Raw genomic sequence first — 22,639 nt, forward strand, 5'->3', positions numbered from 1 at the left:
AGCGGTCGGCCAAAAATAGCGAGCGGTCGGCTTAACAAGGCGAGCGGTCGGCCTAAGGCAAGGCAGCGAACGCATTCCCGGCGAACGTCCTGCCCGGGCGAGCCACGACCGCCGCGAGCTGAGTGGCGCTCGTAGGACCGGCCGCGGTTTTGAGGGGGTGTGGGTGGAGCGAAGCTCCCCCACCCTCTCAGCAACACTGACCTTGGGAGAGCGCTCTCCGATTCGTAAGAGTTATTGACATAGGTCTACCCGGCGGTTCACAGTGGGAATCTCAGAGAGCGCTCTCTGGCAAGATCGACCGGACTCCGCCCCCGGTTGACCCGCCAAACCCCGGAGGATGCTTCATGCCCCGACCCGCACGCGCGGGCCGATCACGGCTGCGCACGATCACGTTCGGCGCCGCCGCCACCGCGCTCGTCGCCACGTTCATCACGGGGCTCGCGCTGCGTTCCGCCGACGCTGCCGAGACTCCAATTTCGCAGGGAAAGACCGCTACCGCCTCGTCTAGCGAGAACGGCGGGACCGCCGCCGCCAACGCCGTCGACGGCAATGCGGGCACCCGCTGGTCCAGCGCCTTCAGCGACCCGCAGTGGTTGCAGGTCGACCTGGGCGCCAGCGCCACCATCACCAAGGTGGTGATCAGCTGGGAGGCCGCCTACGCCAAGGATTTCACCGTCCAGACCTCGGCCGACGGCGCCGCCTGGACGACCGTGAACACGACGGTCAACGGCACCGGCGGCACCCAGACGCTGAACGTGAGCGGTTCCGGCCGCTACGTGAAGCTCAACACCACCAAGCGCGCCACCCAGTACGGCGTGTCGCTGTGGGAGTTCCAGGTCTTCGGCACCGGCGGCAGCACCACGCCGCCGAGCAGTGGGGCCGGCTGGGTGAACATGGACATGAACAAGTGGAACGCGCAGGTGGCGGCGTTCAACGCGCTGCCGACGCACCCGTACCCGGCCAACGCCGTGCGCGTGTCGGAGTTCAACGCGGCCTGCACGTACGACCACTCGTTCAAGGATGACCCGATCGTGTTCCCAGGGCTGGCCGGTGCGTCGCACATGCACAGCTTCCTGGGCAACAAGAGCGCGAACGCCAACTCGACGACCGAGTCGCTGCTGGCGTACACCCAGACCAGCTGCGGGCCGGCGAACGACCTGTCGGCGTACTGGATCCCGACGCTGTACGAGAACGGCGTGGCCGTCGAGCCCAGCGGCGTGACCGTGTACTACGGTTCCCGCCTGCCGGACCCGAGCGTGACCATGCCGTTCCCGCAGGGGCTGCGGATCATCTCCGGTGACGCCAAGCTGCAGACGGCCACCCCGGCCGGTTCGCCGAACCAGTTCTGGTGCGCCGGGGCGGGTGGCGAGATCGGCCGCAGCGCGGACGGCAACTGGCCGCGGTGCGCCCAGACGGCGTACCTCAACTACCAGTTGGTCTTCCCGGACTGCTGGGACGGCGTCCACCTGGACAGCCCGGACCACAAGTCGCACATGGGCAACGCCGTCAACGGCAAGTGCCAGGGTCAGTACCCGGTGGCGGTCCCGAACATCTCGTTCGTGATCGCGTACCCGACCCACGGCTCGACCGCCGGCTTCACCCTGGCGTCGGGGATGGCCTCGTCGATCCACGGCGACTCGTTCCTGGCGTGGGACAACACGGCCATGGGCCAGCGCGTCAAGGACTGCATCCGGCAGAAGGCGAAGTGCAACACCGCCGGCCAGTTCTGACCCTCGACAAAAACACGTTCTGACCTTTTGAAGACGGGGGTGTGCCGGAAGGCATACCCCCGTGTTTTCCCGGGTAGCTGCGTTCGGTGGGAGCCTCGCAGCGCCGGCTTGCCCGCTGGCGGCCCGCCTACCTGCCACTGGTGTTGGCGTATCTCATCATCGTCGTGAGCGAGACCTGGCTCACCCAGCCCCATCCGGGCATGCTCGGCTGGCCTTTGACGGTCCTGTGGACGTGGCCGATCTTCACCACGCTCACCGGCATCTTCGGCCTGAGCCGCACCCGCAAGCGCCTGCGCGCGGCGGCGGAGCGGTGGCACGGGCAGGATCCGCCGCGCTCCGACGAGCTGCTGGTCGTGGTCGTACCCACGGTCGGCCGGGACGACACGCATCCGGCGCTGGAGCGCTCGGTCCACTCGTACACGAGCTGGCTTCCGCCTTGTTTTCCGAACGTGCGCGTCGACATCGTGGTGGACGAGGGCTGCGAGGCGGAGGCGCGGATCAAGCAGCTGGCCGCCGACAGCGACCGGGTGCGGGTGGTCGCCGTCCCGTCGGACTATGTCACCCCCAACGGCACCCGGTTCAAGGCCCGGGCCGCGCACTACGCGCACGAGCTGCGCGTGCACGAGGGGGAGGCCCGCGACGACGTCTGGGTGCTGCACATGGACGACGACACCGGCGTCGGCCCGGACACCGCGCTGGCCATGGCCTGGTTCATCGAGGAGCAGCGGGTGGCCGGCCCGGACGCCAAGCACCTGGCCCAGGGCATCCTGACCTATCCGCGCGAGTACGCCGTCAACCGGCTCACCTGGCTCGCCGACTCGGCCCGCCCGGCCGAGGACGTCGGGCGGTTCTCCGCCTGGACCGGCAGCGGCACCCCGCGCGCGGGCGTGCACGGCGAGCTGCTGCTGGTGCGGGCCTCCATCGAGGCCACCATCGGCTGGGACTTCGGCCCGCGCAGCCTGGTCGAGGACGCCCAGTTCGCGCTCATCTTCAGCGAGCGCTATCCGGGCCGCAGCGCCTGGTTCGGCGGCCGCTGCTACGGGGCGTCCCCGGCCAGCATGCGCGACTTCTTCCGGCAGCGTGAGCGCTGGTCGTGGGGGCTGGCCGCGCTGGTCTTCAACCGGTCGCTGCCCCTGCGCAACCGGGTGCTGCTGGGCTACTCCGTGCTGTCGTGGGTCATCGGACCCCTGCAGAACGTCGCCGTTGTACTGCTGGTCGGTCTGCTCATCGCCGATCCCAACACGTCACCGACGACCGTGCTCATCATTCCGCTCTGGGCGGTGAACATGGCCTATGTCGTGTGGATGTACTGGGAGGGCCTGCGCGTCAACGCCGGCGTCTCGGCGGACGGCCGGCGCCGCTGGTGGGAGCCGGTCGCCGTGATCGCCCTGATACCCGTCTTCGGGCTCATGGAGGGCCTGCCCGGGCTGCGCGGCTTCGTCAAGTTCGCCCGCCGTACGCCGAACCGCTTCATGGTCATCGCGAAGCCGTCGTGAACACGGCCGCCTCCTTGGCCGACGCCCGGATGCCGGCGAAGAGGCGCTTGCCCCACTCGGTGAGGCGGGCGGGGTCGAACCCGTCCGCCGCGTCGAGGTACTCCACCCCCTCGCCGTTGCCGCTCCACGACCACCCCAGGTAGCCGACCCCGCGCGCGTCGGCCTCGCGCATGATCGTGTCCGCGGCGACCGGCCCGTCGGTGTGCTGCCAGCCGAACTCGCCCACCACCAGCGGCAGCCCGTTGCGCCGGAACGCGTCGAGGTAGCCGGTCACCTTGTCGGGCGTGCCGTACACGCCGTACATGTGCACGGAGAACACCACGTTGTGCTCGGGGTCGCGGGCCAGCACGGCCGGCGCCCCGTCGCGCATGCCGCCGGACCAGTCCTGGCCCCAGTTCGGCCCGTCCACCATCACCAGGTGGTGCAGCCCGGCGGCGCGCAGCTTGGTGACGGCCGCGCCGGTGGCGTCGGTCCAGCCGGAGGTGTCGCCGTTGCCGTACGGCTCGTTGCCCAGGTTGATCACGACGAAGTCCTCGTGCCCGGCGAGCACCGGCTTCAGCCCGGTCCAGAAGCCGGCCGCGCGATCGAGGGTGACCGCGCCCTCCCGGTCGCCGTAGCCGGTCGTGTCGTGGTTCTCCAGCACGCAGATCAGCCGGTTGTCCTTGCACTGCGCGACGATCCGGGCCACCTCGCCGGCGGCCGTGTCGCCGGTCAGCACCACCCGGACCGTGTTGGCGCCGAGCCGCTTGATGTCGCCGAACGCGCGGCCCTGGTCCTTGAACCAGGCGTACGGGTGACTGATCCCGCGCATCACGAACCGTTCGCCGCCGCCCTCCACGACGTCCGCCCCCTTGACGTGCAGCCCGCCGACCGGCGCCGGGGCGGCCACGGGCCTGGCGGCGGACGGCCGGTGCTTGAGGAATCCGAACACCAGCAGCACGGAGAGTACGGACACGACTGCGAGGATAGGAATGGCTCGGCGCATCCGGACGAGCGTGCCAGCGCAATCACCCCCGCCCCCACCCTGCTGGCCGGAATGCCCACCGATCGGAACGCTCGGTCTGTGGCCTGGATCACAGGCCGGCGAGAACCTGGGGCGCGGGGCCGATCGTCAGGAGTGGTGTGGGACGAGGACTCGACGCGCTCGACGACGGGGAACTGCTGCGCCGCAGCGCCCGCGGCGACCGGCGCGCGTTCGAGGAGTTCTACCGGCGTACCGCGCCCTGGCTGACCGTCCGGCTCCGGCACCGCTGCGCCGACGACGACCTCGTCGCCGACGTGCTGCAGGAGACCTATCTGGCCGTGTGGCGCTCGGCCCCGGCCCACGGCGGCAACGCCCTGGGCTGGCTGTGGACCGTGGCGGCCAACCGGCTCGTCGACGGTTTCCGGCGGCGGGCGCGGGCGGTGCGGGTACCGCCGCCGGAACTTCCGACCGTGGCGCCCGCCGCGGAGGACCAGGCCCTCGCGGCCGACCTCGGCGGCGAGCTCGGCGCGGCCCTGCTGGCCCTGCCGCCGGAGCTGCGGGCGGTGGTGCGCGCGATGGTCCTGGACGGGCTCACCGTCCGCGAGACCTCCGACCTGCTCGGCATGCCGGAGGGCACGGTGAAGACCCGCGCGCGGCGGGCCCGGATCGCACTGCGGAAGGCGCTGTCATGACCGTCGACGACGAAACCCGCGCGATCATCGAGCGGGCGGCGGCCGGCATCGCCGCCGGAATGGCCACCGGACCCGGCCCGGCGCGCCGCCGCCGCTTCCGCCCGACCGGCCTGACCCTGCCCCGGCTGGCCGCCGCGGCACTGTTGATGCTCGTCGCGGTCGCCCTGGAGCAGAGCTTCAAGAGCCTTCCTTCGCTGGTACTCCTCGTTGCCCCCATCGCACCGCTCCTTCCGGTGGCCGCCGCCTGGAGCCGCCGGACCGACCCGGCCTGGGAGCTCATCGCCACGGCGCCGCGGTTCGGGCTGGGTCTGCTGCTGCGCCGTACGCTCACCGCACTCGCCGCCGTCATCCCCCTGCTCGCCCTGGCCGGTTGGGTGACCGGGCACGCGCCGGCCCTGTGGCTGCTGCCGTGCCTCGCCTTCACCGCCGCCGCGCTGGCCCTCGGCGGGCTGACCGGCGTCGACCGCGCCGCGGGCGGGCTGGCCCTCGGCTGGGCGGCGCTCGTCGTGGCGCCGAGCATCGCGGCCGCTCGGCTGCCGGCCCTGCTCACCGCCTCGGCCTGGCCGGCCTGGGCCGCTGTGACGACTGTGCTGTTCGCCGTGGCGTTGCTGCGGGCCCGCCACCGGTCGGTGGTCCCGCGATGAGGCTCGTCGCCTCGGCCTGGCGCTGCTGCGAGTCCAGCGCGGATCGCAGGTCTTGCGATGTGGCTCGGTGCTCCGGTCCGGCGGCCTGGGTCGCCGTGATGACCGTCCTGTTCGCCGTGGCGTTGTTGTGGTGCTGCGGTGCCGCGCTCGATTGGAGGAGCCGCAATGAACGTTGTCGCCGAAGGTCTGCGGCTGAAGGCCGGGCGGCAGCTGGCCGTGGACGGGCTCGACCTCGCGCTCGGGGCCGGGGTGCACGGGCTGCTCGGGCCCAACGGGGCCGGCAAGACCACGCTCATGCGGGCCCTGGCCACGGTGCTGCGCCCGGCCGGCGGGCGGCTCGTGCTGCTCGGCGCCGACGTCACCGCCGGGGCCGACCCGCGGCCGGTGCGCCGTGCCCTCGGGTACCTGCCGCAACACTTCGGACATTACCCGCGGTTCACGGTGCGGGAGTTCGTCGAGTACGTGGCGTGGCTCAAGGAGATGCCGCGGGCCGACATCCCCGGCGCCGTGCAGCGGGCGATCGACCGGGTCGGGCTGACCACCCGGGCCGACACGAGGCTCAAGACCCTGTCCGGCGGCATGCTGCGCCGGGCCGGGATCGCCCAGGCCATCGTCAACGACCCGCGGCTGCTGCTGCTCGACGAGCCGACCGCCGGGCTCGACGTGGAGCAGCGCATCGCGTTCCGGGACCTGCTGCGCGACCTCGGCGAGGACGGCTGCGTGCTGGTCTCCACCCACCTCGTCGAGGACGTCGCCGCCGCCTGCACCGACGCGGTCCTGCTCGACGAGGGCCGGTTCGTCTGGCAGGGTCCCGCCGACCAGGTGACCGAGCCGGGCTACGCCGCGCTGCTGCGGGCTCATCGCGGGTCGGTGGCGGCGTGATCGGCTTCGAGTTGCGGCGTGCCGGGGTCGTCGTTGTCGTTTGCGCCGGGCGGGGCTACGCCGCGCTGCTGCGGGCTTGTCGCGGGTCGGTGGCGGCGTGATCGGCTTCGAGTTGCGGCGTACCAGCGTCGTCGTTGTCGGCGGGCTGAGTTTGGTTGTCGGCGCGGCGCTGCTGGTGTCGTTTCCGCAGGGGTTTGCCGGGCGCTGGTTGCAGCTTGCCGTTGCGGTTCGGCTGCTGCTCGTGTTCCTGTTTCCGGTCGCGCTCGCCGGTGGGGCGGCGCTGGGGCGGCGTGAGGCTCGGGCGGGGGTCGGTGAGCTGTTCGCCAGTACGCCCCGGCCGCGGTCGCACCGGCTGCTGGTCACCGCGGCCGCGTTGGCGATCGGGCTGGTGGCCGCCTATGGGCTGTTGTTCGCGGTCGGGGCGGTCTGGGTGGTGCCGTCCGCCGGGTACTTTCCGTTGGCCGCCCTGGCCGTCGCCGGGGTCGGGGCGCTCGCTCTGGTTGCGGGCGGGTGGCTGGGGCTGGCGGCCGGGCGGGCGGTGCCGCGGTTCGTCACGGCGCCGGTGGTCGCGGTGCTCGGGATCTTCCTGGTCGGGATGCTGCCGGAGTGGGTGCAGGTCGGACGGGCGCGGCCGCGGGCGTTGCTGCTGTCGCCGGTGTTCAGCGGGGCGATCGACGATTTCGCGACGGTGGCGCCGCGGGTCAGCGCGGTGCAGGCGGGATGGCTGGCGACCCTGGCCGCGACCGGGCTGCTGCTGGCGACGGCGAGCCGGCGGGCGATCCTCCCGGCGGTGGTGCCGGCGGTGGTGGGGGCGGCACTGGCGGTACAACTGCTGCCTTTGGGGGGTTATGCGGCGGTGGCCGTGGCCGATCCGCGGGCCGTGGACCTGGTGTGCGACGACCGCGGCCCGCAGGTCTGTGTGACCCGGGTGCACGCGGCCCTGCTGCCCGGGGTGGCCGGACCGGTGCGTGCGGCGCTGGCCGTCCTGGCCGCGGGGGTGCCGGGCGCGCCGACCCGGGCGGTGGAGAGCCGCGGGCCGGGCGGGCCGCCGCACGCCGCCGACACGCTGGAGTTCCCGGCCCCGCCGATCGGCCCGACCGGCCACGCGGACCTGCGCGACGGCACGTTCCCGGACCTGGTTCTCGGCGCGGCGTGGGAGCAGCACTGCGACCCGTCCCCGGCGGACGCCTTCGCGGGCCGGCGGGTCGCGGTGAGCTGGCTGCGCTCGGACCCGGGGCCGGAGCGGCGCCGCCTGCTGGCCGAAGCCCGCTCGGCCGTGCTGGCTTGCGATCCCGATGCGTTCGCGGGACTGCTGCCGTGAGGTGGCTTCGGTTGTACCTGCGGTGCCGGCGCGTTCCGCGGGCGCTCGCCGTGGCGGTGGGCGCGACCGTGCTGGTGCGTCTCGTGTCGCCGGACGTTCGGGTGGCGGCCCTGACCGCGATGCTGGCGGCGGTCGCGTTCGCACCCACCCTCGGCGGGATCGTCCTGGAGCGCACCGCCTCCGTGCGTTGGCCGCCGCGCCGGGCCGCGCACGTCGCCGGGGTCGCGCTGGTTGTCGCGGCCGTGGTGGGGGCGGGGTTCGGGCTGCCGACGGTCGTGGGCGCGGGGTTCGGGCCGCCGACCGTGGTGGCCGCCGGGTTCGGGCCGCCGGCCGTGGTGGTGCGGGACGCGGCCGGGCTGGCTGGGCTGGTCGCGTTGGGTGCTTCGGTGGTCGGGGCGGCGCACGCCTGGATCGCGCCGCTGCTGTGGACGCTCGTCGCGGTGCTACCCCTCGTCGGCCCCGGTGACGACGTGGGGGTGCAGCTCGCCGCGTGGCCCGTGCAGCCGGCGAGCAGCGTCGTGGCCGCCCTGTGCGCCGGGGTGCTGGCGGTCGGCGGGCTGGTGGCTTACGCCGTGCGTGAGTAGCGCCGGTCGGTCGGGCGCGCCGAGTGTGCGCCATGCGGTGTGCGCAGCGCCGGCGGAGGCGTCTAGGACCGGCGCGAGTAGTGCAGGATCACCGCGCCGCTCTTGAAGGTTTCGGCGTCCTCCAGCGCGAACGGCAGCGGGCCGAACGGTGCGCCGGTGAACAGCGGGATGCCGGCGCCCGCGACGATCGGGTACTGCTTGATCACCAGTTCGTCGATCTCCGGCAGGAGCGTGCCGGCGAGCCGGGCCCCGCCGCAGAGCCAGATGCCGAGCCCGTCGCCCGCCTTGAGCTCCCGCACCAGCGGGAGCGGGTCGCGGACCGCGCCCGGGAGGGTGGTGGACACGATGTGCTGGCGCAGGTGGGCGTACGGCTCGGCGATCCCCGCGTCGAGCGCCGGCTGGTAGGTGGCCCGGCCCATGAGCACGGTGTCGAACCGCTGGTTGGGTGCGTCGATGCCGAACCGGGCTCGCACGTGGGTGGGCAGCGTCTCCGGGTACCGCGCGGCGATGTGTCCCAGCACGTCCTCTTCGAGGGGGAAGAACTCGGTCTCGCCGCCGGGTCCGGCGATGTAGCCGTCGATGGTGGCCCCGATGTAGTACGTCAATGCTCGCATGCAAATCACTCCGTCCGTAGTGGTTTGAACGTAGTACTATGGATGTAGTGATGTCAATCGGAGGTGCGATGGCACGGCAGAACCCGGCCCGGCGCGCGGCCCTGCTGGACGCGGCGATCGAGGTCCTGGCCCGCGACGGCTCGCGCGGGCTGACGTTTCGCGCGGTCGACCTCGAGGCGGGTGTCCCGCCGGGCACGGGCTCGAACTACTTCGCGAGCCGGGACGCGCTCATCGAACAGGCCGGCGGCCGGGTGTACGAGCGGCTGCGGCCCTCCGACGCCGAACTGGTCGCCGCGCAGGCCGGGCCGGCCGACCGGGCGAAGCTCACGGCGCTGATGCGCGACCTGGTGGCCCGGTTGTCCGCGTTCCCGAGCGGGTACCTGGCCCTGGTCGAGCTGCGCCTGGAGGCGATGCGGCGGCCCGCGCTGCGCTCGGTGCTCACGGAGATGATCGGCGCGGACCTGGCGGCGAACGAGGCCTTCCATCGCGCCGCCGGGCACCCGGGGGACGCGACGACGGTGCGGCTGCTCTACCTGGCGCTGAACTGGCTGATCCTGGACCGGCTCACGCTGCCGGGCGTGTTCACGGACGCCGACACCGACGCCCTGATCGAGGCCGCGGTCGAGCGCCTGAGCCGATAGCCGGGCGTGGTCGCGACCGCCGAAGCCGAAGCCGAAGCCGAGACCGAGACCGACGCCGACGCCGACGCCGACGCCGACGCCGACGCCGAGACTGAGACCGACGCCGACACCGACGCCGACATCGACGCCCTGATCGAGGCCGCGGAGAACCGGCGGGCCGACCTAGCGCTTGTTTGACCATAAAGCGACATAGCAGCAGAAACCGACATATCAGCAATATCGCCTGACAGGCGAAAAATCCGATAAGTCGCGGCGCGCAGCGCCCGACTTATCGGACCCCAAAGTGCGCGAGAAGCAAGCGCCGCTGCCGATAGGTCAGACAAGTCGCCGCAACCAAGCGGCAACCGGCCCGGCCGCCACCCTGCAACCAGCGGAGCCGAGCCTGGAGCAACATCGTTGGCGGCGTTCTGACAGGGCGGAACATGGGGCACCCACACGCGCGGACCACCACCGAGCCGGTCTCGCCCGACGTGGTCGTCGGCCGGCAGGCGATCTACGACACCGCCGGCGCCGTCTTCGGCTACGAGCTGCTGTTCCGCTCCGGGCCCGAGGCCGTCGAGGCCAGCCGCAGCGGGGCCGCCGCCACCAGCCAGGTCATCGTCAGCGCGTTCACCGCGTTCGACTTCGACGAGCTGACCGGCGGGCTGCCCGGGTTCGTGAACCTCACCGACGACTTCCTGCGCGGCGACCTGCCCGTGCCGCTGGTGCCGGGGCGGGTCGTGCTCGAGGTCCTGGAGACGGTGCAGGTCGACGATCGGGTGGTGGACGGGGTCGGGGCGCTGGCCGCGGCCGGGTACGCGATCGCGCTCGACGACTTCGTGCCCGGCTCCGAGCACGAGCGCCTGCTGCCGGTCGCGAGCTACGTGAAGATCGACTTTCTCGGGCTCGACGCGGGCGGGCGGGCGATCATCCGCAGCCTGCGCGAGCGGCACCCGCACCTCCGGTTCGTGGCCGAGCGGCTGGAGACGGAGCCGGACATCGCCGAGGCGCGCGGGCTGGGGTACGAGCTGTTCCAGGGGTACGCGCTGGACCGCCCGGTCGTCGCCAGCACCCGCAGCCTGAGCGCCTCGCGGATGCGGTGCATCCAGTTGCTCGGGGAGTTCATGGAGGCCGAGAGTGACGTGCCGGCGATCGTGGCGCACGTGTCGGCCGACCCGGCCCTGAGTTACCGGCTGTTGCGGGCGGCCAACTGTGCGTGGAACGGTTCGGCCCGCACGGTGTCCACGGTGCACGGTGCGGTGATGCTGCTCGGCATCGCCCAGGTCCGCGACTGGGTCATGCTCATGCTGGTCGGCGACCTGACCCTGGCCGGCGACGAGCGGATGGCCGACGCGCTGATCCGCGCCCAGTTGTGCCGGCTCGTCGCCGAGCAGGCGGGACAGCCCGGCGACGAGGCGTTCGTGGTCGGCCTGCTCTCGTCGGTCGCGGAGCTGATCGGGCAGGCACCGGCAGTACTGTCGCAGCAGTTGCCCTTGAGTGATGCCACCCGATCGGCCCTCGCCGACGGGTCCGGCCCGCTCGGCCCGACCTATTCGGCCGTGAACGCCTATCTGCACGGGACTCCGCCGCCGGTGAGTGCCGGGGACCTGGTCACGCCCTATCTGCAGGCCGTGCGCTGGGCCACGGAGACCGTCCGCCGCATCGGCGACTAGTAGTCGACCACCAGGCGGCCGTCGTCGAAGGTCACGCCCTTGATCTGGGTGCCCGCGGGCATGGCGCGCAGCTGGTCGTGCAGCTGGCCGGCGACGTTGACGCCGACCACGAAGTCGATGACGTCGACGTTGTCGGGGTCGAGGGCGCCGCCCAGCGCCGGCGGGTGGGTGAAGTCGTAGACCTGCTCGTCGTCCGGGGGTCAGGCCGCGGCGGGCCAGCTCCGCGGCGAGGCCCGCCAGCAGGTAGCGCTGCTGGCCCTCCTCGGTGTTGAGCTCGGCCGAGAGCGCCTCCATGCTCGGCCAGCGCAGGGTGCACTCGCCGCCGATGGTGTCCAGCCACCAGATGCCGTCCTCCGCGCGCAGGAAGACGTCGCCGAAGAGCGAGGCGAACGCGGGTTCCTTGCCCGCCAGGCCGGCCCACTGCCACGACTCCAGCGCCCCGGCGAAGCGGTCGTCCGGGAAGGTTTTGATCAGCATCATGCCGCAGTTGTACAGCACCGTCGATGTGCTGCTCAGGGCGGTCGGTCCTTCACGGTTCTGTTACGTCCAGGTGTCCGGCGTGTCCTTGACACGCTCGTCGGCCCTCGCCAAGATGTAAAAACCAAGCGCTTGTTAGGTTTTGAATCGAGTGGACAATACGGCCCAAGGCTGACGATTCGTACAATTCCGACAGGGGTACACATGGGCGTTTTAGCGACGAGGTCTCGTCGGATCGTCACCTGCCTCGCGGTCGCCACGCTGGCGCTGGCCGGCTGCGGCAACAAGGCCGGCGACGAGAAGCCGAGCAACGGCACGGCAACCGGCGAACCGATCATCATCGGCATGGACGAGGACAGCACGGGCTCCGGCGCCGCGTACAGCGTGATCGCCGGCAAGACGATCCGCCTCGCCATCCAGGACATCAACGACAAGGGCGGCGTCCTCGGCCGGCCGATCAAGCTCGTCGTGGAGAACGACGAGTCCGACCCGACCAAGGTGCCGGCGACGCTGCAGAAGCTCGCCAGCCAGGGTGCCAAGGCGCTGTTCCTGCAGAGCGGCAGCGCGGCCATCCTGCAGGCGAAGTCGACGCTGACCCAGCTCGGGCTCCCGGCGATCGCCCCGACCGGCGTGACCGCCACGCTCGTCACGCCGCCGGACAACGAGCTCATCTACATGCTGGCCAACACCACCAACGACTGGGCCCAGGTGTACTGCGGCGCGTTCGCGGCGGCCGGCATCAAGAAGATCGGCGTGCTGACCGACGACACCACCACGATCGCCGCGCTCGACAAGGCCCTCTTCGCGCAGATGACCTGCGTGCAGTTCGTGGCCACGGAGAAGGGCGCGGCCAACGCCAGCGACCTGTCGGCCCAGGTGGCCCGGCTCAAGAACGCCGCCCCGGACGCGATCCTGGTGACGAGCGTCGGCGGCGCGTTCGAGGTGCTCGCCCAGAACACCCTCGGCACCCAGATGGCCGGCACCAAGCGCTTCTCGCTCGCCTCGATCGGCAACCAGCCCTCCTCGTGGAAGCTGGCCTCCCCGGGCGCGCTCAACGGGCTCATCTTCATGGGCTCGATCAACACCGAGAACCCGCGCACCCAGGAACTGATCAAGCTGCTGCAGGCCAAGAACGGCAAGGACTACGACATCACCGCGTACGACGCGCAGGCGTGGGACGCCGTGCACGTGCTGAAGCAGGCCATCGAGAAGGCCGGCGGGGTCGACGACCCGAAGAAGCTCAACGCGGCGATCCAGAGCATCCAGGGCTACCCGGCCACGTTCGGCCAGAGCAACTTCACGCTCAGCTTCAGCGCCGACAAGCACCTGGGCGCGGACGGTGCGTGCGGTCTGTCCCTGGTGGAATTCGGCTCGGACAACAAGCCGAAGGGTCCCTGGGCGACCTTCCAGCCTCCGTGTAAGAAGTAACTCCACCCAGGCAAGGAGAGACGTCGTGGGCCAGTTGCAGCTGTGGTTGTCCGCGCTGGAGATGGGAAGCTTCTTCGGCCTGCTCGCGCTGGCCTACTACCTGGTGCTGGTCGGGGCGGGGTTCTTCAACTTCGCCATCGGCCCGTACGCGATGGTCGGCGGCCTGTGCGCGTCCTACCTCGTGCTCTACGAGGACATGAACGTCTGGGCCGCCGCCGGGATCGCCGTGCTCGCGGCCGCCGCGCTCGCGGTGTTCACCGAGGTCGCGGTGGTCCGGCAGGTGCAGAAACGCTCCGGCCGGGGCGAGCTGCCGGCGCTGGTCGCGGTCGCCGCGATCATGTTCGCCATCCAGCAGCTCGCCGGGTACCTCTTCGGGTACACCACCCTGCCGGGCCAGGCGCTGTTCACCTTCGACCCGGTGACCGTCGGCGACACCGTGGTCCAGCCCAGCACGATCGTGCTGCTCGGCTTCACCGTCGTCGCGTTCGCGGTGGCCGCCCTGTGGATCCGGTACACCCGGACCGGGCGGCTGCTGCGGGCGGTCGGCGACAGCACGCACGCGGCGGGCCTGCTCGGCCTGCCGGTGAACCGGGTGCGGCTCATCGCCTTCATCATCTCCGGGCTGCTGGCCGGCATCACCGGCCTGCTGTTCGCCCCCAAGGCCGGGGTCAGCTCGCTGTCCGGGCTGAGCTGGGCGCTGTCGAGCTTCCTGGCGATGGTGATCGGCGGCACCGGCTCGGTCTGGGCCCCGCTCGTCGGCGGCCTGCTGCTCGGCCTGGTCGAGGTGTTCGTGCCGTACTACTTCGGCGGCCAGTCGCACGTCTACGGGCTGCTCCTGGTGGCCCTGCTGTTCTTCGCCTTCAAACCCAGCGGCCTGTTCGTGCGGAGGATCCGAACATGAAACGCGTTCCCGGTTCCTTCGGGCTGGTGCTCGGGGTCGTCGGCGCCGTGCTGATCCTGCTGTGGGTCGGCGCCGACGGCTACAAGCAGACCCTCGTCACCACCACGGCCACCTACGCGCTCATCGCGCTGGGCATGTACGTGCCGTACCTCATGGCGGGCTCCCTCTCGATGGCCTACGGCGCCTATGCGGGCATCGGCGGGTACGCCGTGGGGCTGCTGTCCTCGCGCACCGGCCTGCCGCTGATCCTGGCCTGGATCGCCGGCCCGGTCGTGGCCGCGGTCGTGGCGGTGCTGCTCGGGCTGGCCACCCGCCGGCTGTCCGGGTTCTTCCTGGCCGCCGTGACGCTGCTGTTCGGGATGGCCTTCACCGCGCTGCTCGTCGACGCCGAGGGGCTCTCCGGCGGCTCCGGCGGCCTGGGCTCGCTGCGCAAGCTCAACATCCTGGGCTGGGAGCCGTCGCACTACCAGATCGTGGTGGGCTCGCTGCTCGTCGTGTGCGTCATCGCGTTCCTGCTCGACCGGCTGCGGATGTCCCCGTGGGGCGTCATCGTGCGCACCATGCGCGACGCGCCCCGCGCCGTCGAGGCGGCCGGCGTGCGCGTCTCGGTGATGAACCTGGTGTCGCTGGCCATCGGCGCGGCCATCGCGGCCGTCGGCGGCGGGCTGTTCACCTACTCGGCCGGCAGCGTCACCCCGGACACGTTCACGCTGAACCTGGTGTTCCTGGCCATCTTCATGCCCCTGATCGGCGGCTCGGGGACCCCGTGGGGCGCGGTGCTCGGCGCCGTCATCGCCGTCGAGCTGACGCTGAACTTCCCGGCCGTGGAGACCAGCGGCACGCTGATCCTCGCGCTCGGGGTGCTCGTGATCCTGCTGCTCGCGCCGCAGGGCGTGATCGGCTACGCCACCAGGCTGGCCCGACTCGTGGGGGGAAGACGTGGCTGAGACCTTGCTCGTCGGGAAGGGGCTGGCCAAGCGGTACGGCGGCGTCACCGCCCTGCAGGACGTCTCCTTCGAGCTGCGGGCGGGCGAGATCCTGGGCCTGGTCGGGCCGAACGGCGCCGGCAAGACGACGCTCGTCGACCTCATCTCCGGCGCCCAGCCCGCCACCGAGGGCGAGCTGACCCTGCGCGGGCAGCGGCTCGCCGGGCCGGCCGCGCGGCGGGCCAAGGCGGGGCTCGCGCGGACGTTCCAGTACCCGCAGCTGGCCCTCGAGCTCACCGTGGCCGAGAACCTGCTGCTGGGCCGGGCCGCCCGCCGGCACGGCACCGCCTGGCAGATGATCGCGGGCAGCTTCGCGGGCGCGTTCCGCCCGCACCGCCCGGCCGACGCCGAGGCGGTCCGGAAGCTCGCCGACGAGCTGGGCATCGACCGGCTCGACCGCCCGGCCGGCGACCTCTCCCTGGGCGAGCAGCGCCTGGTCGAGGTCGGCCGCGCGCTGGGCCAGGACCCGCTGGTCCTGCTGCTCGACGAGCCGTTCGCCGGCTCCGACGCGGACGGCGTGCACGGCATCTCCGAGGTGGTGCGCACCGTGCAGCGCCGCGGCCACGCCGTCATCCTCGTGGACCACAACGTCGACCTCGTGGCCGGCCTGGTCGACCGGATCATGCTCCTGGACCGGGGCCGGGCCGTGTTCGACGGCGAACCGCAGGAATGCCTCGCAAGCCCGGAAATGCAGCAGGTGTACTTCGGTGTGGTCGACGCCGACGCCGAGTCCGACGAAGAGTCCGACGAAGAGGACGTCCCGCATGTCGTCTCATGAACTGCGGCTGGAGGGCCTGACGGTCCGCTACGGCCACGCCAGCGCCGTCAAGGCCCTCGACCTGACCGCGCCGGGCGGCCAGGTCACCGCGCTCGTCGGCCCCAACGGTGCGGGCAAGAGCAGCGCGCTGCTGGCCGCCTACGGCTCGGTCGGCTCGACCGGCAAGGTGTTCCTCGACGGCGAGGACGTGAGCCGGCTCAAGCCCGCCGCGCGGGCCCGGGCCGGCATCGCCGTCGTACCGCAGGGCCGTCAGCTCTTCCCGAAGCTCAACGTGGCCGACAACCTGATGGTCATGGCCGAGCTGCTGCGGCTGCCCCGCTCGGCCGTGGACACCGCCATCGACCGCTTCCCGATCCTGCGGACCCGGCTGCGCAGCCTCGTGGGCGTGCTGTCGGGCGGCGAGCAGCAGATGCTCGTGGTGTCCAGGGCGCTGATGGGCTCCCCGCGGGTGCTGCTGCTGGACGAGATGATGACGGGTCTCGCCCCGCTCATCGTCCAGGAGCTGCTGCGCACGGTGACGCAGCTGGCCCGCGACGGGGTGGCGGTGCTCATGGCCGAACCGGCCCTGGGCGCGGTGCGCGGTGCCGTTGACCGCGGCTACGTCCTGGTCCGTGGCGAGATCGTGGCCGTGTGCGAGGACGGTGGCCGGGCGCTGGACTCGGAGTACCAGGCCCGGATGGGCGTCCTCAAGAGCGCCGTGTGACTACTGGAGCCGCATGCGCCGGCGGCCGAACTTGTAGAGCAGGCCACCCACACCGGTGAGCGCGATGCCGCCGACGACCATGCCGGTCAGCGTGCCGCTGGTGGCGCCGCCGGTGACCGGCAGCGAGGTCGCCGTGACCGAGGCCGCGGGCGACGTCGTCGGCGACTTCGACGGCGACTTGGAGGGCGACTTCGACGGCGAGGGCGACTTCGAGTGCGTCCGCGTCGGCGAGGGCGACGGCGACTTGGTGTGGCGATCCCAGGTCTTCGTCGGCTTGGGCTGCCAGCCCTCATCCGCGGGATCGGTGGTGGTGTTGGTGGCGGGCGTGACGCCGGACCAGCTCGGCAGCACTGCCGGGCCGGCGATCAGCAGAGCGATCCCGACGCCGGCGAGCACGAACACGCGGACTGCGAGCCGCGACATGAAGCCTCCCAATGGCTTGATGGCAAGAACACGGGAAGCTAAGCGCCACGCCTGGTGACGCGGGCCTCACATTGGGGGGCGAGTTGTCCGTTGCCAATTGCTCACCCTTGTCTATCCTCGAACTTGAACACGTTCAAACTCGGGGGTCGTCATGGGATTGTCGGAGTGGGCCCGCGTGCTCGTCGCCGCCCTGGTGGGGCTGGGCATGCTGGTCGTCGTACCGGTGGGCCTCGGTCTGATCCCGGGCGCGTGGCCGTGGCGCCGGCTGTGGTTCGTTGGCGCCGTCCCGGGCGCGGTCGCCCTGTGGCTGCCGCGCGGACCGGTGGCGGCGGTACTCGCGGCGCTGTACCTCCTCGTGGCGCTCGCGCTGCTGACCCGGGCCCGGCCGCGGCTGGGCGTTGCCGTGTGCACGGCCCTGGTCACCCCGTCGATCGCGGCGGGGGCGCTGGTGGCGGAGCGGGCCGAGTACACACTGATGGGTTTCCGGCTTGATGTTCTTGCCCTGACCGAGGCCCACTTCCACTACGCCGGCTTCGCCGCGGCGCTCGTGGCCGGGCTGGTGCAGGCGCACGACGGCCGGCTGGGACGGCTCGCCGCCCTGACCGTGCCGGCCGGGACCGGGCTGGTGCTGGCCGGGTTCTTCGTGGGGGAGTGGGTCGAGCTCGCGGGGGCCGCGGTGCTGACCGCCGGGATGTGGCTGACGGCCTGGATCACGGTGCGGCTGCGGGTCTCCGACGCTGTCACGCGGGCGCTGATGGTGGTGTCGTCGGCCGTCCTCGCCGTGACGATGCTGCTGGCCCTGGACTGGGCCCTCGGGCCCGTGACCACCGCGGTGCCGCACCTGTCGCTGTCGTGGATGGTGGCCACCCACGGGCTGGCCAACGCGCTCGGGTTCGGGCTGTGCGCGATCCTGGCCTGGCGGCGGCTGTCGTCAGGCCGTGCGCAATGAGGACGGCACCGCGAACCAGTTGTCCGGCCGGTCCACGATCGGGGCGTTCGCGCCGGTCTCCAGCACCCGCGCCAGGCGCAGCAGGAAGGCAGCGATGCCGGCCGCGCCCTGCATCCAGCCCGTGCCCGGCGGCAGCAGCGGCTCCTCGATCCGGTACTCGACGAACCGCCAGTAGCGCCCGTCCACGGCCCGCGCGACCAGCGCGTCGGCCATCGTGCGGGCGCCCGCCAGGTACTGCTCGTCGCCCAGCGACTGGAAGGCGTCGAGCAGGATGTCGCCGACGCCCGCCGTGCCGCAGCAGCGGCCGTCGTTGTCCCAGAAGCCCGGCCGCAGCCGCTCCGGAATGCCCGAGGTGAGCTCGGAACGCAGGCACCGCCGCCGCAGGTCCTCCACCGAGTACGAACCCACCGCCGGGACGCCGGCGTGGGCCAGCGCCGCGAAGACGTGGGAGGTGCCGGCCGGGCCGTGGCACCAGTTGTACGTCACCGGCTCCACCTCGCGCTTCGAGCGCGGCATGGTGTGCTCCAGCACGAACCCGCCGTCCGACAGGTCCGCGACGGCCACGAGATGCGACGCGCCCAGGACGGCGGCGTCGACGGCACCGGACAGGGCCAGCGCGGCCGCCACCCCCGCGGTGCCGTGCGAGTAGTTCGGGCTGCTCGACGGGTGGCCGGGCCGCATCCGCCAGTCCAGGCCGCCCTCGGCCGGCTCGCCGCCGTCCACAAGGGAAGCAGCCAGCGCGCCGGTCGGGGCGCCGAGCCAGGTCAGGGTCAGCAGCACGCCCGCCGTGCCGGAGATGACGTCGTGGTACTCGGGCGCCGCGCCCAGCCGGGACACGGCCACCGCCTCGGAGCCCGGGGCCAGCAGCCGCAGCGCCAGCGCGTCCCCGGCGAGCCCGTCGAAGAGCGACACGTCCGTCCTCGTCGCGGCCTCCCGGGACAGCCGGGCCACGATCGCGTCCGCGAGCGCCGACTCGGCGGACGACCACGGCCGGTACTGCCTGATTTCGGCCAGCACCGGCGCCAGTCCCGCGATCCCGGCGTACAGCGAGTCCCGGTCGTCCTTGAGCGTTCCCGGCACCGTCTCCGGCAGCCACGGGCCGTCGTCGTCGCGAACCTGGTCCAGCACCCAGGACCAGGCGGACTCGGCGAGCGGGCGGTAGTCGGTCACCGCACGGACGGTACCGTATCCGGAAACAGCCGATCGAAGACCGCGGTGCGCTCGAAGGCCATCGCGAAGGCCCTGGCCTTGGTCTCCCGCTCGGCCCGCTCGGCCGCCGGCATCTCCAGGATGACGTGGTCCAGGGCCGCGGCCAGGCCGTCGACGTCGAACGGCTCGACGATGACCGCCGTGTCGCCGACCGCCTCGCCGGTGCCGCCGGTCAGCGTGGTGACCACCGGGCCGCCGCCGGCCAGCATCTTCTCGGCCAGGGCGATGCCGAAGGTCTCCACGAAGTCCGGCTCCGGGCGGGTCGGCAGGGCGTAGGCCGCGCAGCCCCGCATGAGCAGCGGCTTCTCGGCGTCGTCGACGTCGGTCAGGAAGATGATCCGGTCGTCGCCGGCGGCCAGGGCGCGGACCTCCTCCAGCGCGGGGCCGTTGCCGGCGACCACGAGCTTCACGTTCGGGCGGCAGCGCATCTTCCGGTACGCGTTGATCAGGTCGTGGATGCCCTTGGCCCGGGCGACGCGGGACAGGAACAGGATGTACCCGTCGCGCTCCAGGCCCCGCCGCGCCAGTTCGAGGTCGACGGCGGCCGGGTCCAGATCGAGGTAGGCCGAGGCGTCGATGGGCGGGTAGCCGATGGTGACCCGGCGCCGGCACTGCTCGGCGAAGCGGGTGCCGCAGCGGGCGTCGACCTGCTCGGCCGCGGCCACGATCTCGTCGCGGGTGTACTCCGAGACCGCGACCAGCTCGTCGTTGCCCAGGAATGTGGTGAACAGGGCGACCGCGGCGCCCATCCGGCCCTCGCGCAGGCAGGAGCGGATCACGTTGGTGACGTCGGAGCCGACCGCCTTGGCCACGGTACGCACGTCCGGGTTGAAGCCGGCCGCGCGGGTGGCCGCGACCGCGTCGGCGACGACGGTGGAGTGCGGCACCAGGTACATCGACAGGCACGTGGTCGGCACCGGCTCCATGAGCAGCTCGGTGAGCCGGCCGGTGAGCCCGGCGAGGAACCGGCCGTCGGGCACGCGGTAGTCGCCGACCGGCTCGGGCCGCTCGACGGTGATCCCCGGGCTGTACGGCAGCAGCCGGTCCAGCGGCTTGAGCGGCAGGCCGGCCGCCTGCAGCGCCGGGATCGGCCAGGTCAGCAGCCGCACGTCGTCGAAGCCCCGCTGCAGCGCCACCTCGGCGAGGTTGCGCGCCTCGCCGGAGTGGCCGCAGATGACCGGATCGGCCCGGACCACGATGACGAGGCGGCGGTTGATGTACGTCACCTGGTCTCCTTCGCTGCGAACGCCTGGTCGGAGGCTGACGGCGGCCGGTGCGTGCGGCCCCAGCCGGACGGTTCCGGGCCGAGCCGCACGTGCAGCCGGCCGCCGCGGTGGATCTCGGCGGCGCTGATGTGGGTGGCGTCCAGCGGCTTGCCGTTGAGGCTCACCGACTGCACGTACTGCGGGGGCGCGGCACCGTCGATCCCGTCCGCGCCGATGGGCGTCGAGCGGTGTCCGCTTGTCTCCACAATGAACTCCCCGCCGTCGACCTGCACGGCAGCTCGCTCGAAGGCGGGCGCGTTGACGAGGAACAGGCTCTGCCCGGCGATCGGGAACAGCCCGAGCGACGCCCAGATGTACCAGGAGCTGAGCCCGCCGGAGTCGTCGTTGCCCGGCAGGCCGCCCGGGCCGGTGCCGAACTGCCAGGTCAGCGCGGCGTGCACGATCTCGGCGGTGCGGTCGGGGCGGCCGGCGTAGTGGTACGCCCACGGCGCCTCCATGTCCGGCTCGTTGTTCAGGCCCTCGAAGCGGTTCAGGGCGTAGCCGGCGAGCATCTCCGCGGGCTGCGGGCGGCGGCCGGGCTGGGTGACCGGCGGGGCGCCGAAGCCGAAGAACTTGTCGAGGTTCTCGATGAACTCCGCGTCGCCGCCGCCGAGGGCGATCCGGGCGGCCATGTCGTGCAGCAGGCGGAACGAGTAGTTCCACTTGCCGCCCTCGTAGAACTCCGAGTCCCGCAGCAGGCCGGTGACCGGGTCGAAGGCGTTGATCCAGTGCCGGCTGCGCCGCTCCAGGTCCTCGGCCAGGTGCACGTCGTTGAGCGCGCGGGCCACCTTGGCCGTGCAGTGATGGGCGTAGGCGAGGTCGAGGGTATGGCTGATCGGGTGGACGATGCCGTGCTCGAAGAAGTCCTCGCCGTACATGCGGCGCAGGTCGTCGACCATGTGCACGAGGGCCCAGTTCCAGTCCAGCGGCGTGCGGCCCAGCGCGTGGGCGTCGGCGAGCACGGTGTGCGCGAGGGTGCTGGCCTGCCGGAAGAAGCGGTCGGCGCCGCGGGCCATGCGGTACCCGATGGGGAAGTTGCCCTCCTCCTCGCACACCCGGATGAGCGACTCGAGCAGGTCGGAGGCGCGGTCGGGGGCGATCGCGGCGAGCAGCGGCAGCTGCGTCTTGTAGATGTCCCACATCGTGCAGACGTCGAACGCGAACGGGCCGGAGTTCGGCCAGAACGGGCTCTCGTCGTCGGCGAAGCACGGCTTGATCAGCGAGTGGTACAGCGCGGTGGCGAAGACCTGGCGGCGGGCCGGCGTGCCACCGTCGACCCACACCCGGCCGAGGTGCTCGCGCCAGCGGTCGCGGGTCGCCTCCCGTACCGTGTCGAAGGCCTCCTCTTCCTCCCCGCACTCCTTGTGCAGGTTGCGCGCGGCCTGCTCGCAGCCGCGCAGCGAGAAGCCCAGCCGGATCTCGACCGTCTGCCCGGCCCTGGTCGGTCCCATGAACAGCATGCCGAACGGGCGCATCGTGGTGTGCCGGATGCTGTCGAAGTCCAGGCGGGTGCCGCCGTCGATGAGCCGCCGGTCGTACCAGAGCATCTGCCGCCAGCCGGGGCTCTCCACCTCGGCATGGACCGACAGCGGCACGCCCTCCATCACGACCGTGCCCTGCACCTTGCCGTGCCCGAGGCTTTCCGCATGGGCCCGCAGCGGTACCGTCCGGCCGAGCTCGATCGCCAGCCCGCCGCACGAGAGATCGATGACGATGCGGGCGGAGCTGCTGGCCGGGAAGGTGTAGCGGTGCACGGCGACCTTCTCGCCGACCGTGATCTCGCAGCGCACGCCGGTGTCGAGGGTGGCCGCGTAGTACCCCGGCTCCGCCACCTCGTCGCGCAGCGGCCAGGACTCGCCCAGCGCGTCGAGCTGCTGGACCATCGGCGTGACGCGCACGTAGTTGTAGTACTTGCGGATCGCGCCGGTGCCGGACTGCTGGAAGTGCGTGAAGCCGGACGCCTGCAACCGGTCGAAGAGGAGCTCGGGCACACCCTCCGTGTTTTTCTTGTACCTTCCGTAGCCGGTCGGGTACGCGCCGGAGTACGCGCAGGCGGAGACCATGCCCAGCGGCGAGGTGGCGCCCGGATGGGTGTTGCCGACCTGAGGTTTCGGCCACCACCAACTGGCGGCCAGACCATGCGCCTTGGGCAGGTCGGTCGCGGCGGTACCGATGAAAGGATCTACGTCGTCAAAGATGACGGGACCTTACCCTCTGTCCGCCCGACCTGGGTTTCCGGTAGATGAAAAGTGCGGCGGGCGCCCCCTCTGGGTGGGGACGCCCGCCGCGTTCGGTGCAAC

Annotated in this window: 22 protein-coding genes; 16 read left to right on the forward strand and 6 right to left on the reverse strand. The window is 72.1% G+C overall.

The window, feature by feature from the left end:
• The first annotated feature begins 344 nt into the window (after positions 1 to 344).
• Positions 345 to 1,730, forward strand: a complete 1,386-nt coding sequence (locus ACQP00_RS16915) for a DUF1996 domain-containing protein (RefSeq protein WP_433220049.1) — start codon at positions 345 to 347, stop codon at positions 1,728 to 1,730.
• Positions 1,731 to 1,816: 86 nt separating this feature from the next.
• Complete coding sequence (locus ACQP00_RS16920) at positions 1,817 to 3,226, forward strand: glycosyltransferase family 2 protein (RefSeq protein WP_433220051.1); 1,410 nt, start codon at positions 1,817 to 1,819, stop codon at positions 3,224 to 3,226.
• Here the strand turns inward: ACQP00_RS16920 and ACQP00_RS16925 are convergent.
• Positions 3,207 to 4,181 (reverse strand): glycoside hydrolase family 5 protein, encoded by a 975-nt coding sequence (locus ACQP00_RS16925; protein ID WP_433220053.1) that lies wholly within the window; start codon positions 4,179 to 4,181, stop codon positions 3,207 to 3,209. The two genes, ACQP00_RS16920 and ACQP00_RS16925, sit on opposite strands and share 20 nt — an antisense overlap.
• Before the next feature lie 167 nt (positions 4,182 to 4,348).
• Between ACQP00_RS16925 and ACQP00_RS16930 the strand changes: the two genes are divergently transcribed.
• The 5 genes from ACQP00_RS16930 (at position 4,349) to ACQP00_RS16950 (ending at position 8,313) form a co-directional block, all read left to right on the forward strand.
• Positions 4,349 to 4,882, forward strand: coding sequence for an RNA polymerase sigma factor (locus ACQP00_RS16930; protein ID WP_433220055.1), 534 nt, complete (start codon positions 4,349 to 4,351; stop codon positions 4,880 to 4,882).
• On the forward strand, positions 4,879 to 5,526 hold the full coding sequence (locus ACQP00_RS16935; protein ID WP_433220057.1) for a hypothetical protein: 648 nt from the start codon (positions 4,879 to 4,881) through the stop codon (positions 5,524 to 5,526). Before ACQP00_RS16930 ends, ACQP00_RS16935 begins: the two co-directional genes overlap by 4 nt.
• A gap of 165 nt (positions 5,527 to 5,691) precedes the next feature.
• On the forward strand, positions 5,692 to 6,408 hold the full coding sequence (locus tag ACQP00_RS16940) for an ABC transporter ATP-binding protein (RefSeq protein ID WP_433220059.1): 717 nt from the start codon (positions 5,692 to 5,694) through the stop codon (positions 6,406 to 6,408).
• A 97-nt stretch (positions 6,409 to 6,505) separates the two neighbouring features.
• Positions 6,506 to 7,729 (forward strand): hypothetical protein, encoded by a 1,224-nt coding sequence (locus ACQP00_RS16945; protein WP_433220061.1) that lies wholly within the window; start codon positions 6,506 to 6,508, stop codon positions 7,727 to 7,729.
• Positions 7,726 to 8,313, forward strand: a complete 588-nt coding sequence (locus ACQP00_RS16950; RefSeq protein ID WP_433220063.1) for a hypothetical protein — start codon at positions 7,726 to 7,728, stop codon at positions 8,311 to 8,313. Before ACQP00_RS16945 ends, ACQP00_RS16950 begins: the two co-directional genes overlap by 4 nt.
• Before the next feature lie 62 nt (positions 8,314 to 8,375).
• Here the strand turns inward: ACQP00_RS16950 and ACQP00_RS16955 are convergent, their stop codons facing one another.
• Positions 8,376 to 8,927: a dihydrofolate reductase family protein gene (locus tag ACQP00_RS16955; RefSeq protein WP_433220065.1), complete on the reverse strand. Its 552-nt coding sequence runs from the start codon at positions 8,925 to 8,927 to the stop codon at positions 8,376 to 8,378.
• Positions 8,928 to 8,995: 68 nt separating this feature from the next.
• On the opposite strand from ACQP00_RS16955, the gene ACQP00_RS16960 reads away from it, so the two are divergent.
• From ACQP00_RS16960 to ACQP00_RS16995, 8 genes are all read left to right on the forward strand, one after another.
• Positions 8,996 to 9,568, forward strand: a complete 573-nt coding sequence (locus ACQP00_RS16960) for a TetR/AcrR family transcriptional regulator (RefSeq protein ID WP_433220066.1) — start codon at positions 8,996 to 8,998, stop codon at positions 9,566 to 9,568.
• 6 nt (positions 9,569 to 9,574) lie between these two features.
• The gene (locus tag ACQP00_RS16965) at positions 9,575 to 9,745 is read left to right on the forward strand and encodes a hypothetical protein (protein WP_433220068.1); all 171 of its coding nucleotides are present in this window, start codon (positions 9,575 to 9,577) and stop codon (positions 9,743 to 9,745) included.
• A 245-nt stretch (positions 9,746 to 9,990) separates the two neighbouring features.
• A complete protein-coding gene (locus tag ACQP00_RS16970; RefSeq protein ID WP_433220070.1) occupies positions 9,991 to 11,220 on the forward strand; it encodes an EAL and HDOD domain-containing protein in 1,230 nt (409 codons plus the stop codon).
• 681 nt (positions 11,221 to 11,901) lie between these two features.
• Entirely contained in the window at positions 11,902 to 13,125 is a 1,224-nt protein-coding gene (locus ACQP00_RS16975) for an ABC transporter substrate-binding protein (protein WP_433220072.1), read from the forward strand.
• A 25-nt stretch (positions 13,126 to 13,150) separates the two neighbouring features.
• The gene (locus ACQP00_RS16980) at positions 13,151 to 14,026 is read left to right on the forward strand and encodes a branched-chain amino acid ABC transporter permease (RefSeq protein WP_433220074.1); all 876 of its coding nucleotides are present in this window, start codon (positions 13,151 to 13,153) and stop codon (positions 14,024 to 14,026) included.
• Complete coding sequence (locus ACQP00_RS16985; RefSeq protein WP_433220076.1) at positions 14,023 to 14,973, forward strand: branched-chain amino acid ABC transporter permease; 951 nt, start codon at positions 14,023 to 14,025, stop codon at positions 14,971 to 14,973. The genes ACQP00_RS16980 and ACQP00_RS16985 overlap by 4 nt, the downstream gene beginning before the upstream one ends.
• A complete protein-coding gene (locus tag ACQP00_RS16990; protein WP_433220078.1) occupies positions 14,966 to 15,790 on the forward strand; it encodes an ABC transporter ATP-binding protein in 825 nt (274 codons plus the stop codon). Before ACQP00_RS16985 ends, ACQP00_RS16990 begins: the two co-directional genes overlap by 8 nt.
• Complete coding sequence (locus tag ACQP00_RS16995) at positions 15,777 to 16,493, forward strand: ABC transporter ATP-binding protein (protein WP_433220080.1); 717 nt, start codon at positions 15,777 to 15,779, stop codon at positions 16,491 to 16,493. Before ACQP00_RS16990 ends, ACQP00_RS16995 begins: the two co-directional genes overlap by 14 nt.
• On the opposite strand, the gene ACQP00_RS17000 is transcribed toward ACQP00_RS16995, so the two are convergent.
• Positions 16,494 to 16,916: a hypothetical protein gene (locus ACQP00_RS17000; protein ID WP_433220082.1), complete on the reverse strand. Its 423-nt coding sequence runs from the start codon at positions 16,914 to 16,916 to the stop codon at positions 16,494 to 16,496. It abuts the gene before it with no gap.
• A gap of 151 nt (positions 16,917 to 17,067) precedes the next feature.
• On the opposite strand from ACQP00_RS17000, the gene ACQP00_RS17005 reads away from it, so the two are divergent.
• Positions 17,068 to 17,865 carry a YndJ family protein gene (locus tag ACQP00_RS17005; protein ID WP_433220084.1) on the forward strand — a complete coding sequence of 266 codons (798 nt, stop codon included), beginning with the start codon at positions 17,068 to 17,070 and terminating at the stop codon, positions 17,863 to 17,865.
• Here ACQP00_RS17005 and ACQP00_RS17010 read toward each other — a convergent pair.
• From ACQP00_RS17010 to ACQP00_RS17020, 3 genes are read right to left on the reverse strand one after another with little or no spacing between them, the layout of a single operon-like run.
• The gene (locus ACQP00_RS17010; RefSeq protein WP_433220086.1) at positions 17,848 to 19,035 is read right to left on the reverse strand and encodes a lanthionine synthetase LanC family protein; all 1,188 of its coding nucleotides are present in this window, start codon (positions 19,033 to 19,035) and stop codon (positions 17,848 to 17,850) included. The two genes, ACQP00_RS17005 and ACQP00_RS17010, sit on opposite strands and share 18 nt — an antisense overlap.
• On the reverse strand, positions 19,032 to 20,300 hold the full coding sequence (locus ACQP00_RS17015; protein WP_433220088.1) for a glycosyltransferase: 1,269 nt from the start codon (positions 20,298 to 20,300) through the stop codon (positions 19,032 to 19,034). The genes ACQP00_RS17010 and ACQP00_RS17015 overlap by 4 nt, the downstream gene beginning before the upstream one ends.
• The gene (locus ACQP00_RS17020; RefSeq protein WP_433223878.1) at positions 20,297 to 22,537 is read right to left on the reverse strand and encodes a GH92 family glycosyl hydrolase; all 2,241 of its coding nucleotides are present in this window, start codon (positions 22,535 to 22,537) and stop codon (positions 20,297 to 20,299) included. Before ACQP00_RS17020 ends, ACQP00_RS17015 begins: the two co-directional genes overlap by 4 nt.
• Positions 22,538 to 22,639: the final 102 nt, after the last annotated feature.

Source organism: Dactylosporangium sp. CS-047395 (assembly GCF_050942185.1).
GTDB lineage: Bacteria > Actinomycetota > Actinomycetes > Mycobacteriales > Micromonosporaceae > Dactylosporangium.